9 protein-coding genes are annotated in these 15,044 nt (G+C 54.4%); 1 reads left to right on the top strand and 8 read right to left on the bottom strand.

The window, feature by feature from the left end:
- Positions 1-113: 113 nt before the first annotated feature.
- Positions 114-281: a hypothetical protein gene (locus KP806_RS26145; protein ID WP_224726688.1), complete on the top strand. Its 168-nt coding sequence runs from the start codon at positions 114-116 to the stop codon at positions 279-281.
- Here the strand turns inward: KP806_RS26145 and gyrA are convergent.
- The 8 genes from gyrA to KP806_RS26105 all read right to left on the bottom strand — a co-directional run.
- Positions 262-2,724 carry a DNA gyrase subunit A gene (gyrA, locus tag KP806_RS26140; protein ID WP_224726687.1) on the bottom strand — a complete coding sequence of 821 codons (2,463 nt, stop codon included), beginning with the start codon at positions 2,722-2,724 and terminating at the stop codon, positions 262-264. The two genes, KP806_RS26145 and gyrA, sit on opposite strands and share 20 nt — an antisense overlap.
- Positions 2,725-2,738: 14 nt before the next feature.
- Complete coding sequence (gene parE / locus KP806_RS26135; RefSeq protein WP_224726686.1) at positions 2,739-4,709, bottom strand: DNA topoisomerase IV subunit B; 1,971 nt, start codon at positions 4,707-4,709, stop codon at positions 2,739-2,741.
- A 460-nt stretch (positions 4,710-5,169) separates the two neighbouring features.
- Complete coding sequence (locus tag KP806_RS26130; protein WP_224726685.1) at positions 5,170-5,445, bottom strand: DUF3886 domain-containing protein; 276 nt, start codon at positions 5,443-5,445, stop codon at positions 5,170-5,172.
- 81 nt (positions 5,446-5,526) lie between these two features.
- The gene (locus tag KP806_RS26125; RefSeq protein ID WP_224726684.1) at positions 5,527-7,647 is read right to left on the bottom strand and encodes a methyl-accepting chemotaxis protein; all 2,121 of its coding nucleotides are present in this window, start codon (positions 7,645-7,647) and stop codon (positions 5,527-5,529) included.
- 263 nt (positions 7,648-7,910) lie between these two features.
- Positions 7,911-9,092 carry a formate-dependent phosphoribosylglycinamide formyltransferase gene (gene purT, locus KP806_RS26120; protein ID WP_224726683.1) on the bottom strand — a complete coding sequence of 394 codons (1,182 nt, stop codon included), beginning with the start codon at positions 9,090-9,092 and terminating at the stop codon, positions 7,911-7,913.
- Positions 9,093-9,228: 136 nt separating this feature from the next.
- The gene (locus KP806_RS26115) at positions 9,229-11,046 is read right to left on the bottom strand and encodes an ABC transporter ATP-binding protein (RefSeq protein WP_224726682.1); all 1,818 of its coding nucleotides are present in this window, start codon (positions 11,044-11,046) and stop codon (positions 9,229-9,231) included.
- Positions 11,046-12,833: an ABC transporter ATP-binding protein gene (locus tag KP806_RS26110; protein WP_224726681.1), complete on the bottom strand. Its 1,788-nt coding sequence runs from the start codon at positions 12,831-12,833 to the stop codon at positions 11,046-11,048. Before KP806_RS26110 ends, KP806_RS26115 begins: the two co-directional genes overlap by 1 nt.
- A gap of 296 nt (positions 12,834-13,129) precedes the next feature.
- Positions 13,130-15,044, bottom strand: a 1,915-nt coding sequence (locus tag KP806_RS26105) for a dynamin family protein (protein WP_224726680.1), incomplete at its 5' end; no start/stop codon positions are given.

Raw genomic sequence — 15,044 nt, 5'->3', positions numbered from 1 at the left:
AATATGTGTCATTAATCGATGGATTCGTGAACATTTAGACAGTTTTAGACATACAATGTGGCATAAGCCCAGCACGATGTCTTTTTTTGCGAAACAAAGGAGCGTGAACCCGGATGGATGAACGGAAAGCTGAAATTATTCATAAGATCAAGAGCTATGGCATCATAAAAGACCCACAGTGGCTGGACCGCCCGGATGAGCTGGTTCCACTGTGGGTCATGCTTGACGCCCTGCTTCAGGTGATCGAGCGTTTCGATCCGCCTAATCGGCCTTTTGATTAATTTCGTTCACCGGATTGGCAAGCATATGGGCGATCACGTCGTTTTTCTCGACAGGGAACAGCTGCTTCCCTACATCCTTCCGGTCTTCAATCGGCGCTTTCTCGGAATTCGCGGCCAGCTTTGCGCCGGCTGCAGTCACCGCGACCATGTCGATCGGATTTCTGCAATAAAAAGCTGCGGCAAGCACCGAACCGTTCGACCGTACCCGCTTGCCTTCCTTAAATTCAAACGTCTGTACGCCTTTTCCTCCCCTGCCTTGAATCGGGTAGTCAAGCAGCAGCGTTCGCTTGGCATAACCGATATCCGATACGACAAGCATTTCGCCTTCATCCTCGGCCACCCATTCCGCGGCGACTAACTCATCTCCGTCCTTAAGCTGAATGCCTCTGACGCCGGTAGCGACCCTGCCCATCGGATTTACCTCCGACTCGACGAAGCGGATGCTCATGCCGTGTTTCGTGACGAGCAAAATTTGTTTTGAGCCGTCGCTGACCGTGACGCGAATCACTTCGTCGCCGTCTGTAACTTTACAGGCAGCTACAGCCGTTGACCTTGTGGTCGCATATTCCTTCAGCTCCGTCCGCTTTACCTGGCCTTTTCTAGTCACAAAAACTAGCGATGCCGTCGAAGCGGCAATATCCCTGACAGGAATAACGCTGACGATGGAATCGTCTTTCGGAATCGGCACAACGTTCACGATCGCCGTCCCGATGTCCTTCCATTTAAATTCGGGAATTTGATGGACAGGCAGTAAATAATATTGCCCCTTGCGGGTAAAGAGCAGCAGGTTGTCAATCGTGTTTACCTCAAGCAGCTCGCGGATAAAGTCGCCTTCTTTTACGCCGCCTCCCTGCCGTTCGCCTCCCGATCTTGTGAAAGAGAGCATGCTTGTTCTCTTCACGTAGCCGTCATGGCTGAGCGTCACAAGCACGTCCTCGGGCTGAACGAGCACCTCGAGATTAACCTTCAGCTCCTCGATCTCCCCTCGCAGGTCCGATCTGCGGTCAATACCGTATTTGCTGCGGATCTCCAGCAGCTCATCCCGAATGACGCCGACCAGCTTTTTCTCGCTCGCCAAAATCGATTTCAGATGGGAGATTTTTTTCAGCGTTTCTTTAAGCTCCTTCTCCAGCGTCGTAATCTCGAGATTCGTTAGCCGGTAGAGCTGGAGAGTAAGGATGGCGTCTGCCTGACGTGCCGTAAAACCGAATTTCGCAATCAAATTGTCTTGAGCATCGGCCCTGTTTTTGGACGCCTTGATCGTAGCGATGACCTCGTCCAGCAAATTAAGAGCTTTGACAAGCCCTTCTAATACATGCGCCCTGTCTTCCGCCTTCTCCAGCTCATACTGGGTCCGGAAGGTTACGACCTCCTTCTGGTGGTCGATATAAGCGGACAAAATTTGCTTAAGCCCGAGCTGCATCGGCGTTTTGTTCACGATAGCGACCATATTGAAATTATAGGTCACCTGAAGATCCGTTTTTTTGAACAAATACGCCAAAATCCCTTGTGCATCCGCATCCTTTTTAAATTCGACGACGATGCGGAGACCGGCCCGGCCGCTTTCGTCGCGCACCTCGGCGATGCCTTCGACCTTTTTCTCCAGTCGGATATTTTCAATGGCCGTAACCAGACGCGCTTTTACGACCTGATAAGGAATTTCGGTAATGACCAGCTGCTGCTTGCCGCCGCGAAGGTCCTCGATGGCCGTTTTGGCCCGCAAATAAATGCGTCCCCTGCCAGTCGCATACGCTTCGCGGATGCCTTCGTCTCCCATGATGATGCCGCCGGTCGGAAAATCCGGCCCTTTCACGACTGCCATCAGCTCTTCAAGCGACAGCTCCGGGTTGTTCATAAGCGCCACGCATGCGTCAATGACCTCTCTCAGGTTATGAGGAGGAATTTCCGTGGCAAAGCCGGCTGAGATGCCGCTGGTCCCGTTAACAAGCAGATTCGGGTACCGGGACGGCAGCACGACCGGCTCCTTCGTCGTATTATCGAAATTGTCTTTGAACAAGACGGTCCGTTTGTCGATATCCCGCAGCAGCTCCATGGCGATAGGCGATAAGCGGGCTTCCGTGTAGCGCATCGCCGCAGCCGGATCGTCGTCCTGCGAGCCCCAGTTTCCGTGTCCGTCAATGAGCGGATGGCCCATTTTCCAAGGCTGCGCCATCCGCACCATGCCCTCGTAAATGGAGGAGTCTCCATGCGGATGATAATTGCCCATCACGTCTCCGACCGTTTTGGCGGATTTACGGTACTGCTTGTCCGGCGTGTTGCCCGAATCGTACATCGCATACAGAATACGTCGCTGAACCGGCTTCAAGCCGTCGCGGACGTCGGGGATCGCGCGGTCCTGAATAATATATTTCGAATAGCGTCCGAAGCGGTCGCCTACAACCTCTTCGAGAAACGCCGGCAAAAACTGCTCCAGCATACTCATGCGTCAATTCCCTCCTATTCCTCGTATTCCATGAAGTCGACGTTTTCCACGATCCAGCGCTTGCGCGGATCTACCTTATCGCCCATCAGCGTCGAAACCCGCCGCTCGGCCTTTGCTGCGTCCTCGATCTGCACCTGCAGCAGCGTGCGCTTCTCAGGGTCCATCGTCGTCTCCCATAGCTGATCGGGATTCATTTCGCCAAGACCTTTGTAGCGCTGCAGCTCGTAATTTTTGCCGAATTCCTTCAAATAGCTTTGCAGCTGTTCATCCGTCCAAGCGTACCGCACCGTTTCCAGCTTGCCCGATTTGCGGGTAATTTTGTAAAGCGGCGGCTGTGCGATATAGACGCGGCCCAAATCGATGAGCGGCTTCATGTAACGGTAGAAGAACGTCAGCAGCAGCACCTGGATGTGGGCGCCGTCCGTATCAGCGTCCGTCATGATAATGATTTTGTTATAGTTGCATTCCTCGGCGGCAAATTCGGGACCGACGCCCGCTCCGATAGCCGAGATAATCGCTTTGTATTCGTCGTTTTTCAAAATGTCGAGAAGCTTCGCCTTCTCCGGGTTCATCGGCTTGCCCTTAAGCGGCAGCAGCGCCTGATATTTCGAATCCCGTCCCTGCTTGGCCGAGCCGCCTGCGGAATCGCCTTCGACGATAAAAAGCTCCGTCCTCGTATAATCCTTCGATTGAGCCGGCGTCAGCTTGCCGTTCAGGTTCGAGCTCTCGCTTTTCTTCTTGCCGCTGCGGATTTCCTCGCGCGCTTTGCGTGCCGCCTCACGGGCTTTGGATGCCTGCAGCGCCTTTTTGAGCAGCATTTGAGCGACTTGAGGATTTTCCTCGAGAAACACCTGCATTTTGTCCGACACAATCGCATCGACGGCGCTGCGTGCAGAAGCGCTGCCCAATTGGTCCTTCGTCTGTCCGACGAATTCGACCTCGGACATCTTGATGTTGATGACAACCATCATGCCTTCGCGCAAATCGTTGCCTTCCAGATTTTTTTCTTTCTCCTTGAGCATCGCCGTTTTGCGGGCATAATCGTTCATGACGCGCGTGTAAGCGGTCTTAAAGCCCGTTTCGTGCGTACCTCCGCCCCTTGTCGGGATCGCGTTGACAAAGGAAGCAATCGTCTCGGTGTAGCCGTCGTTGTATTGCAGCGCCACTTCAACCTCGATTTCATCGCGCTCCGCGGCGAAGTGAATGACGTCATGCAGGACGGTTTTGTCTTCGTTCAAAAACTGTACGAACTGACGAGCTCCGCCCTCGTAATGATAGACGTCGTGTTTGCCGCTGCGGTCGTCCTTGATCGATACCTTCAAGCCCGAGTTCAGAAAAGCAATTTCCTGCAGCCTCTCCGCGAGGGTATCGTAGCTAAGCGAGGTTCCGTTCTGAAAAACCCGCCCATCCGGCTTAAAGGTAACCTTCGTACCGGTTCGGTTAGTCGTCCCGGCGACCTCCAGTCCGGTAACGGGTTCCCCGACATGCTCTTTGCCGGCATCGTCGACCCAATACTCGAACCGCTGCTTATGAATTTTACCGTCCCGGAAAATTTCGACCTCCAGCCATTCCGACAACGCATTCGTAACCGAAGCGCCTACGCCGTGCAAGCCCCCCGATTTCTTGTAGCCTCCGCCGCCGAATTTGCCGCCTGCATGCAAAATCGTGAATACGACCTGCGGAGTCGGAATCCCTGTTTTGTGCATGCCGGTCGGAATTCCGCGACCGTTGTCCTGAACCGTTACCGAGCCGTTTTTATGTAGTGTAACGTCAATGGCCGAGCAAAATTTGGCCAAATGCTCGTCCACCGCATTATCGACGATTTCCCATACCAAATGATGCAAGCCCGAGCTGCTCGTGCTGCCTATGTACATGCCCGGCCGTTTCCGCACGGCGGTCAAGCCTTCAAGCACCTGTATATCATCGGCCTCATAATTCCGTTCAGCGGCCGCTGTACTTGTGAAAAGATCCGTTTGCTCTGACATGAGCGCCCCCCAATCTGTTGTCACGTTTCCGTATCTTCAAGCTATTTTAATGCAAGTCGTCCCGTTTCGTAAAGACGCCGGACAAACCGCCCGGAGCCGGAGACGATGAAATCCCTTACGGCGCCTGGGATTGCGGCGGCATATCGGATTGTTTTTCCGGCGATCCCGCTTCACTAAAAATCATAGCGGATAAAACATTCGTTGTTAGCATGATTTACAGAATGACAGGATTTATGTATGTATTGGCTCCGGTAATAAAAAATAGAGGAAGCCCAGGCAGCATCCTCCAATAATGATCACGTATTATTGACTTTACCGGATAACCTACGTAATATAATTACGATTTGCTACTCTATATAGAAATGAGCAAGCCTTGTATGACCTTTGAGCCAAAATAAGCTTTCGATTCGCTGCTGATGCAGCGGCAGTAATAAAACCGTCGCGTACGGAAATGCCCGCTTTATTTGTACTTGGACCAATTGGAATCGCTGTTCTCAAGCAAATAGGAAAAATCGTTTTCCAGACGCTTTTGCTCCTGCTTCTTCTTTTCTTCCTCCTGCTTTCGCTGTTCTTCCTTCCGCGCTGCCTCCGCCTGCTTTAAGCCGTCTGCCTGCGCTTTGAGCTTGCCGATCGTATCGGCGCTGAGCAGCTCCTTCAGCGACAAGCCGCCTGACTCTTCGGGCTTAGACGTCTGCCTGGCTTCATGATTGGAAGCTCTCTTCTGCTTTTTCCCCATTCGGGCTTCACCTGCCTTCTTGGCATTGTATCACATGCAACCGCATGCTTCATTATACAAATAAATTCGGCCGGCGCCAATTTAATCGCTTCTGGAAAGCCGGAACCTGCCTAAGTCCGCCTGCAGTCGCTGCGCGAGACCGCTTAACTGCTCGGCGGAAGCGAATATTCCTTCCATGGAAGCCAGCTGCTGCTCGGTCGCGGAAGCCATCGATTCGGCCTCGCTCGACGTTTTGTTGGACACGGCCGCAACCTCGGCGATCGAGGCGCTAACCTCCTCCATTCCCGCCGATATTTGCTCGGAGGCTGCGGATACCTCCTGAATTTGCCCGCTCATGATCTGGATTTCATTCAGAATGCTTCCAATCCTTTCATTCGCGCTTGAAACCGACGCCAGTCCCGAATCGGTTTCCGCTTTCATCATTTCCATTGCGGCTACAGAGTCATCCACCAAGGACCTTATGTCGCCAAGCAGCTCAGAAATCGATTTGACGGACGCTGCCGTCTGATCGGCCAGCTTGCCGACCTCGGAAGCAACGACGCCGAACCCTCGTCCGTGCTCGCCCGCCCTGGCCGCTTCGATATTCGCATTCAGAGCGATCAGCTGCGTTTGCATTGCGATATCCATGACGGAGTTGACGATGACGCCGATTTGCTCGGACCGCTGCGCCAAATGGCTTACGACGGCCGTCGAACGCACGGAAGACGCCTGAATATTGCCCATCTGTCGTACGGAAGCCGCAAGCTGCTCTTCGCCATGCCTTGCGTTGTCTGCAGCCTTAACCGCAGCATCGGCAACCTCGGAAGCGGCCTCCGCAACTCTTGTTATGCCGGCAGCCATCTCATTCATTGCCGCCGATGTTTCGCCGGCGGCAATACTCTGTGCTTCAGTGCCTTCCGAAACGGCATGAATCGATTCCGCAACCTGCTTCATGGCGAGCGTCGATTCGTGCGCAATGTCCGACAGCTTCTTGGATGAAGCCGCCGTAAGCTCCGAGACGAGCTGACTGCTCCTCATCAGCTCATTTAAAGAATGCAGCATCTGGTTAAAGGCTGCTCCCGCCTGGCTCAGCTCGTCTTTTGTCGCAAGCTTCAGCTCCCCGGCCAGGTCTCCGTCCGCCATCTGTTCCAATCTGTTTTTTAATGCAAGGACCGTAACCATCACATTCCGGTAAAAAGCCAAATAAAAAAGCGTAACGAGAACAATCGATAAAATGGTTGCCGCCAGCATAAGATTGCGCTCGCCTGCCAGTTTTTCCGCCCGGTCTGACAGTACCCGGCTCAGCTCCCCATGCACCTGATAAAAAAGCTCGCTCGTTACGCCGATCGCCGCCGTGCCTTCCTGGAAAAAGTCATCCCCCTTCATCCGGAAGGTTCCGGCTTGGACGATTTCATCCTTCAGCAGCTGCCGGAACCGGTCCGTTGCAGCCGCAGCCGCTTCCCCGAACTTGTCCAGCTCTCCACCCGAATGATTCCGCATGCCGCCCACGATTGCGAGCGATTTATTCATCCCCTCAAAGGCGGATTGCATCTTGGCTTCCTCCAGCAGAAGCATCATTTTCGTTTCTTCATCCAGCACCGACTTTGTCAGTACACCGTTGCCTTTCCCGCGGATAACGGCTGCGTTTTCGATCAGCACAGGAAGCTGCTCTACTAGCATTTTCATCAAATAATAGGATTCCAGCTCCTTGTCTAGGGACAAGCCCGATTCATCAGCCATACGAATGATATGCTGCTCCAGAAGCCCGACCAGCTCCGAATGCTTGTCGAAGCTTTCCGCGGCCGACATCGTCCCGTACTTCGACTGAAGCTCCTCCCAATGCGGCAGCATTTCCTGCCAGGAACGAAGCGCGGCCGGGAAGCTTAAAGCTCCCAGCTTCCGATCGACAGCCATTACCGTCTCCCCGATTTCCGCCGCTTTTGCCTCGATGTCCGCCTTGGCCGATTCGTTTCCGTTCAAAAATCCGTTTACAAGTCCCCGGTGCTGCTGAATTTGCAGAATAAGCGGCAGCATTTCGTTAATATGCGAGGCACCGGCCTGTTCTTTCTCGATGAACCTGATCTCGTTCTGCTGCTCGGTTAACCATAAGGTTAACAGCCAGACTAGCGGAATAAACATCAAAATGCTGACTAACGCGAATTTCCGTCCGTATTTCAGGCGCGATATGATCGCCGTGAAAGGACGCAGCAATAGCTCCATCATCCAATTCTCCACCCTTTGTTTATATATGATTTAAACAATATCGGTGCCGAGCTTTTAAAAAATGATATCAATGTCAGGTTTATGTGATTTAATTTTCAAGAAATTTGTCGAATGAGTGATTTTTAGTTAAAAAAAGTGACATAAGCATAACCATCTGACGCTGCGCATGTCCTGTATGCCGCATTTTTGCTCAGTAAAAAACCCATCGCCGAAATGCGGTTTGCATTTCGATGATGGGCGGCATAACACCTGCTTGCGGAAAGCTATTCGTTGTACTCGATATAAAGCGATTCCGCTGCCAGCCGGGCCGTTTCCCTTGCCTGGTCTACGCTGTCCGCGCTGCTGAGCGCAACGGCCATACGGCGTCCGGCCTTCGTTTCCGGCTTGCCGAACAGACGCACCTGCGTGTTCGGAAGCGCCAATGCCCTATCCACGCCGCCGATCCCGAAAGAAGCTGACTCGCGGTCCGCCTTCAAGGTATGCGAAGCGCCGGGAGTCAGGAGGCGAATCGTTGGTATCGGGAATCCGAGAATCGCGCGTACGTGCAGAGCAAATTCGGAAAGATCCTGCGTCGCCATCGTAACCATTCCCGTATCATGCGGACGCGGAGATACTTCACTGAACAAAACGCCGTCCTTCGTCAGAAACAATTCCACGCCGTAAATACCGTAGCCGCCCAGCTCGTCCGTTATTCGCAAAGCGATGGCTTCCGCTTCCGCAATTTGCTGCTGCGTCATTTCATGAGGCTGCCACGATTCGATGTAATCGCCGTCCTTTTGAACGTGGCCGATCGGCGGGCAATAGCTTGTTCCGGATACGGATCTGACCGTCAGCAGCGTAATTTCGGATTCGAACGTGACAAAACCTTCGACGATAATTCGCTGCTTCTTCGCTCGGCCGCCTTCCATCGCATAAGACCAGCAGTCTTCCAGCTCGGCCTCCGAACGGCATACGCTTTGCCCTTTGCCGGAAGAGCTCATAATCGGTTTGATGACGCAAGGAAAACCAAGCTCCACAGCCGCCTGGCGAAGCTCGTCCAGCGAATCGGCAAACCGGTAAGGAGCTGTAGGCAAACCAAGCGTCTCGGCAGCCAGTCTTCTGATGCCCTCGCGATCCATCGTCAAACGCGCGGCGCGGGCTGTAGGGATCACACGATGTCCCTCCCGCTCGAGCTCCAGCAGCGTTTCCGTCGCAATCGCTTCAATCTCGGGAACGATGACGTCCGGGCGCTCGCTTTCGATGATCCGGCGGATCGACGCGCCGTCCAGCATATCGGCCGTATAGCTGCGGTGGGCGACCTGCATGGCCGGTGCGTGATCGTAACGATCGACGGCGATAGTTTCAACGCCTAGCCGCTGAGCCTCGAGAGCGACCTCCTTGCCAAGCTCTCCGGAGCCGAGCAGCAGAAGCTTGCGGGCATTTGTTGTCAAAGGTGATCCATACATAACGAAAAAGAACCTCCTGGAAGCAAGCCGGTTCGCAGCCCGGAGCCCGTAAGCCCCGGCGCCGCGTTCCGGATCCTGTTTTTTCTTCCATTGTGGAGGTTCCTTATGCAAAAATCAACCATTATTCTGATTTGAATTAAAGAAAGCGGTATTGCGCCTCGATCAGCCCGTTATAAACGCCGCGTTTCGCGACAAGCTCGGCGTGATTGCCCTGTTCCACAATTTTTCCGTGGTCGAGCACGATGATTTCATCCGCGTGACGGATCGTGGACAGACGGTGAGCGATCATGAACGATGTACGTCCTGCAAGCAGCGCTTTCAGCGCCTCCTGAATTTTCAGCTCCGTCTCCGTATCAATGCTCGCCGTCGCTTCGTCAAGAATCAGAATTCGCGGATCGGCCAGCAGGGCGCGGGCGAACGAAAGCAATTGGCGCTGCCCCATTGAGAGCACATTGCCCCTCTCTTCAACCTGCGTGTCATAGCCGTCGGGCAGATTCATAATAAACTCGTGGGCATTAACCGCCTGCGCTGCCTTTACAACATCCTCATCCGTCGCATTCAGTCTCCCGTACCGGATATTGTCGCGGATCGTGCCTGCAAAAATAAACGTATCCTGGAGCACGATGCCGACCTGCGAACGAAGGCTTTCAACTGTTACGTCGCGGATATCGATGCCATCGATCAGGACGCGGCCCTGCACCGGGTCATAGAACCGGCAGAGCAAATTGATGATCGTGCTTTTGCCGGAACCGGTATGGCCGACCAATGCAATCGACTGGCCAGCCTTCACATCGATGGAAATGCCCTTAAGCGCGGGACGGCCTTTCTCGTATTCGAAGATGATGTTGTCAAACTTCACTTCGCCTTTGATTTGCGGCAGCGGCCTCGCTGCAGCCGCTTCGCCGACGGTCGGCTCCTCGTCGATAAATTCGAAAATCCGCTCGGAAGACGCCATGGCGATCAGCAGCTGGGAGTACATTTGGCCGAGACGGTTGATCGGATCCCAGAAGTTGCCGATGTAATTGGCGTAGCCGACTAATAGGCCTACCGTAATGGCTCCCGTTTGAATCAAATGCGAGCCGTACCAGAACAGGATAAACGTCCCGATCGCCGAAGTGATCTCAATAATCGGGCCGAACGACTGGTTAAGCGCCGACGCCTTGTTCCAGGAATGTACGTTCGTTGTGTTCATATTGTTGAAGAAACCCATGTTCTCTTTTTCTTGTACGTAAGCCTGCGTAACCTTCATCCCTTGAATGCTTTCGTTCAAATGGGAGTTGATGCGCGATTGCTTCATCCGGACATCCTGCCAGGCAAAACGGATTCTTCTGCGCAGCGAGCTCGATACCAGGAACATAAGCGGCACGGTAATCATGACGGCAAGGCCGAGCTTGAAGTTCCACACGAGCAGGATGATCACAATACCGAACAGCTGCACGCAGTCCATCAGCAGGTTGACGACCCCGTTCGTGAACAGGTCCTGCAGCGCATTGACGTCGTTCGTCACGCGAACGAGAACCGACCCTGCAGGCCGCTTGTCGTAGAAACGGAAAGATAGCTTCTGAATATGCTGGAACAAATGGTTCCGCAGGTCATAGATGACCTTTTGCCCGATGATGTTCGTATACTTGATCCGGTACGTATTCGACGCCCACTGCAGAATATATAAAACAAGCATAATTCCGGCGATCAGCACCAGTTTCGGGACGCTCGTCGCTCCGTTCTTCGGCGCTATCGCCTCGTCGATCGCCAGAATGACGAGCGCGGGTACGCCGAGCCGGGTCAGAGTGCCGAGAATCATCATAAAAATGACAGGCATGAGCTGCTTCGTATAAGGCTTCATGTACGTAAAGAGCCTGCGAAGCTGCGCCCAGTTAAACGGCTTTTCGATCAGCTCGTCGTCCTGGTAAATAAAACGTTCGTTTTTGTTGCTTGCTTTAGCATTGCCGCTCATTATACGGTACTTCCTTTCCGTTCCTCCGCCAGCGGTGCCGTAAGCACGGCGTCCAGCGGATAGTCAGCATATTGAATATTATAAGTATCCCGGTAAGGCCCATGCTCTGCGATCAGCTCGGCGTGTTTGCCGCGCTGCACGACTTTGCCCTCGTCAAGCACGATAATTTCGTCCGCATGCCTCAAAGAGGAGATCCGGTGCGCGATAATAAACGTCGTACGGCCTGCCATCAGCTCCTTGAAGCCTGCCTGGATTTCGTGCTCCGTCTCCATGTCGACCGCGCTTGTCGCATCGTCCAAAATCAATATTTTCGGATTTTTGATCAATGCCCGCGCAATCGCAATCCGCTGCTTCTGACCGCCGGATAAGCCCATGCCGCGCTCTCCGACGACCGTATCATAGCCCAGCGGCAGCTCCATGATGAAATCATGCGCTTTGGAAAGCTTGGCCGCGTGCTCGATCTGCTCTTGCGTTACGTCGCGAACGCCGTAAGCGATATTGTCCCGGATCGAAGCCGAGAACAGGAACGTTTCCTGGAACACCGGTGCGATCAGGCGGCGAAGGCTGGCCACGTCCAGCTCCCGGATGTCGATGCCGTCCAGCGTAATTCTGCCCTTCTTCACATTGTAGGCTCTCATCAGCAGCTGAATGATCGTCGATTTCCCCGAACCGGTCGCCCCAAGCAAGCCGATGACCGAGCCTGCAGGCGCGTCGATCTTCAGATCCGTCACGGCCGGCGGCTTATCGGGATAGCTGAAGGTGACGTTTTCGAACTTTACGTGGCCCTTCACGGTGTCGCTGTCGACGACGATGGCATCCTCCGTGTTCTTCACGTGGATATGTTCATCCAGCAGTCCCAGCACCCGTTCTCCGGAAGCCTTGAATTGCGTATAGTTGTTGATATGGAAGCCAAGTCCCCACATAGGTCCGATGATATACCAGATCAAGCTGAAAAATGCGACGAATTCACCAAGCTTCAGCGAATTGTTGATGACCAGAATGCCGCCGGTTACAAGCAGGATGACAGCGCTTAAGTTGGCGACGAGCTCCATGACCGGGAAAAACTTCGCCCAGATCGCCGCGGCACCTACCTGGTTGGTCTGGTACGCTTCGCTGCGCACCGAAAACTTTGATACTTCGTGCTTCTCGCGGGCAAACGATTTGACCGTCCGCACGCCGGTTATGTTTTCCTGTACTGCCGTCGTCAGATTACTCATCGCCTGCCGCATTTCGCGGAAAGCCGGGTGAATATTCTTCTCGAACCGAATCGCCGTGTAGCCGAGCAGCGGAATCGTCACGAGCGTAATCAGCGTAAGCTGCCAGTGGATCGACAGCATCATCGCTCCGCCGAACGCGACCATCAGCACCATGTTCAAAATTTGGGCGAAACCAAACCCGATAAAGTTGCGAATCGCTTCCAAATCGGCCGTCAGCCGCGACATCAGATCGCCCGTTTTCGCTTTGTCGTAATATTGGAAGGACAGCGTTTGCAGCTTATCATACAAAGCGTTGCGCAAGTGAAAGGCAACCCTGTTGCCTAACCGTCCCCCGAAAAATCCGTGTAAAAATTGCATACAGCCTTTAAAAGTGACTACCCCGACTACCGTAAACGCAAGTGTCGGCACAAGCTCAAATTTGCGCGGCGTGATGACATCGTCAATCAAATAACGCAGCAAATTGGGATAGACAAGTCCGAGCGCCGTAGCGCACATTAAGCATAATATGGAGGAGAACAAAAACTTCCGTTCCGCCCAATAGAATGCTTTCAACTGCCTTAACACGTCCAAGTAAATCCATCTCCCCGTAACGATTTTGTAAGCATGAATGAATATTATCAGCATCGGTAAACGGTAGCAAACGGGATAAAAATGCGTAAATCAGAAAGAAGCCGCTTATTGTGTCGATAGGGGAATTGGAAACCGAAAAAACTCCCAAATAGTCTTAAATCGTGACGATAATGTGCCAATTGCTCGTTTTTTGCACAGGAGCACACAAAAATAAAAAAATGCCTCTGCAGGCTGGACTTGCACCGGCAAAGGCATTAAGCGATTTATGCGATTAAACATCAAGGTTTCATTACCAATTAGATATGAATTAATTTGCCGTAAAGCTCCTTCAGCTCAGCCGCATCGGCATTTCCTTCGAGCGAGCTGCGCTGTCCTTCCGTATACGAAAGCATATCCCCGCGGAGCTTGCCGGCGGCATGACCGGCAGCCATTGCCCAATGCTCTCCGTACAGCTTTGTCCACTCTTCCGTCCTAAGCGAAATCCAGCCCTGGAACGCCGGAGCGATTAAGGTTTCGAGCTCTTTGCGAAGAGCCGCTTTTCCTTCACCCTCGAAAAAATGCCGCGGATTTTTGAAGCGGCTCCACAGCAGCTTGACGTCTACGCCGGAAGCTTCCCATGCAGGCGGCTCCTCCGGCGTCGGCAGCGGCGCGGCGTCGTAAGGCACGGCACTGTAAGCTCCGAGCTTCTCCTCGATCCGCTTCGCAGCGGCGGCGTAAAGCTTTTGCACTAAGGCGTGGACGCCCCTCTCCAGCCGGAGCGAGGTTGCCAGCATTTCCTGCGACAGCTCCAGCTGGACGAGCCGCTGCAGCTCCAGCCACGAGGTCCAGAGCGCTTTGCGCAAATCGCGCCCGTCATCCTGCAGCGACGATGGGTTGAATGCCAGATTATAGAATTCACCGAAACGGAATTGCAGCCTTTGCACGACATAATAAAGAAGCTCGCTAAGCTCCTGCACCAGCTGCTCGCTGAGCGCCGATGACTGTAAAGCGTTTATTTCGCGGCCGGCTTCCCCGGCAGCGGCAAGCAGGCGCTCCAGCTCGGCCTTCCGGGAGGCGGCGTCGCCTTCCGCGCTTTTGAGCCAGCCGGCTACGGTCGATGCCGAACGCTGTAGGTCCAGCTCCGCAGATTCGACGGCCAGACGGCCGAGATCGTTCTGGATAAAGGATAAGAAAGATTGCTCAAACTTTTCGATGCCGGAGGCGGCCAGCAATTCCGCATTGCCTTCCAGCTTGCCGTCGAGCGCCTGAAGGCTCGACACCGGGAACAGCCGCGGAGAGCGGATGGAATGCTGAAGCAAGTTATGCTCGACATGCTTCAGGACGCCCGACAGCTCCTCCTGATCGGCCGCGAGATCGGCGGCGTTGACGAGGAAAAACATTTTATCCAGCTCGAACTGGTCCTTTACACGGCCAAGCTGCATCAGAAACTGGCGGTCGGCCTGCGAGAAGGCATGGTTATAGTAGGTGACGAACAAGACGGCGTCGGCATTCTTGATATAATTGAACGCTACGCCCGTATGCCTTGCGTTGACCGAGTCGGCGCCCGGCGTATCGACAAGAACGATTCCCTGGGCCGTCAGGGCGCAATCGTAATGCAGCTCGATCTCGCTGACGTAGCAGGACTTGGATTCCTCCGCGACGTAACGCTCGTATTCCTCTTGGTTAACCGACAGCTGCGTGCCGAGCAGCGCTGCGTGCTCTTCCCAGCCTGCGCGGGCCGCGCGAAGGAAGCTGTAGTGAGGACGGCCGCCGGCTCCGATCGCGTCCGGAGTCAAACGGTCAATCGCCTGCATAAGCGACTGTGCGTCCAGCTGCGTGCCGCTCGCGGCTTTCTCCCCAAGCAGCGCAAGCGAGTAGCGCACATCGTCCAGAAGCGCTTCGCGCGATTTCATTACGATGCGGGCCGTTCCGTGCCCGTGCTCCTCCGTCGGCGGCACGAGCCGGTTAATGGCCGCCGTCGTCGGATTCGGCGATACGGGCAGCACCGGCTCGCCGATGAGCGCGTTCGCCAGCGACGATTTGCCGGCGCTGAAGGCGCCGAACAGCGCGATGGTGAAGCGGCTGTCCTGCAGCCGCTGCGCCTTCTCGCGCATCGCGTGCGCCGCGGCGGCCAGCGCCCCATGCGGCGCCAGCAGCTCCGCAGCGGCCGCGAGCCGCGCCGCTGCGCTTCGCTGCTGCGCCAGCGCGGCTCCGCCCGCGAGCGCGCCCCCG

This window comes from Paenibacillus vietnamensis (assembly GCF_020169515.1).
In the GTDB taxonomy this organism is placed as follows: domain Bacteria; phylum Bacillota; class Bacilli; order Paenibacillales; family Paenibacillaceae; genus Pristimantibacillus; species Pristimantibacillus vietnamensis.
This window is presented reverse-complemented; position numbering and strand designations above follow the sequence as displayed.

Excerpts from the sequence above, each read along its gene's own strand:
- KP806_RS26145 (WP_224726688.1), top strand. The coding sequence starts at position 114 with ATGGATGAACGGAAAGCTGAAATTATTCATAAGATCAAGAGCTATGGC.
- gyrA (WP_224726687.1), bottom strand. The coding sequence starts at position 2,724 with ATGAGTATGCTGGAGCAGTTTTTGCCGGCGTTTCTCGAAGAGGTTGTA.
- parE (WP_224726686.1), bottom strand. The coding sequence starts at position 4,709 with ATGTCAGAGCAAACGGATCTTTTCACAAGTACAGCGGCCGCTGAACGG.
- KP806_RS26130 (WP_224726685.1), bottom strand. The coding sequence starts at position 5,445 with ATGGGGAAAAAGCAGAAGAGAGCTTCCAATCATGAAGCCAGGCAGACG.
- KP806_RS26125 (WP_224726684.1), bottom strand. The coding sequence starts at position 7,647 with ATGATGGAGCTATTGCTGCGTCCTTTCACGGCGATCATATCGCGCCTG.
- purT (WP_224726683.1), bottom strand. The coding sequence starts at position 9,092 with ATGTATGGATCACCTTTGACAACAAATGCCCGCAAGCTTCTGCTGCTC.
- KP806_RS26115 (WP_224726682.1), bottom strand. The coding sequence starts at position 11,046 with ATGAGCGGCAATGCTAAAGCAAGCAACAAAAACGAACGTTTTATTTAC.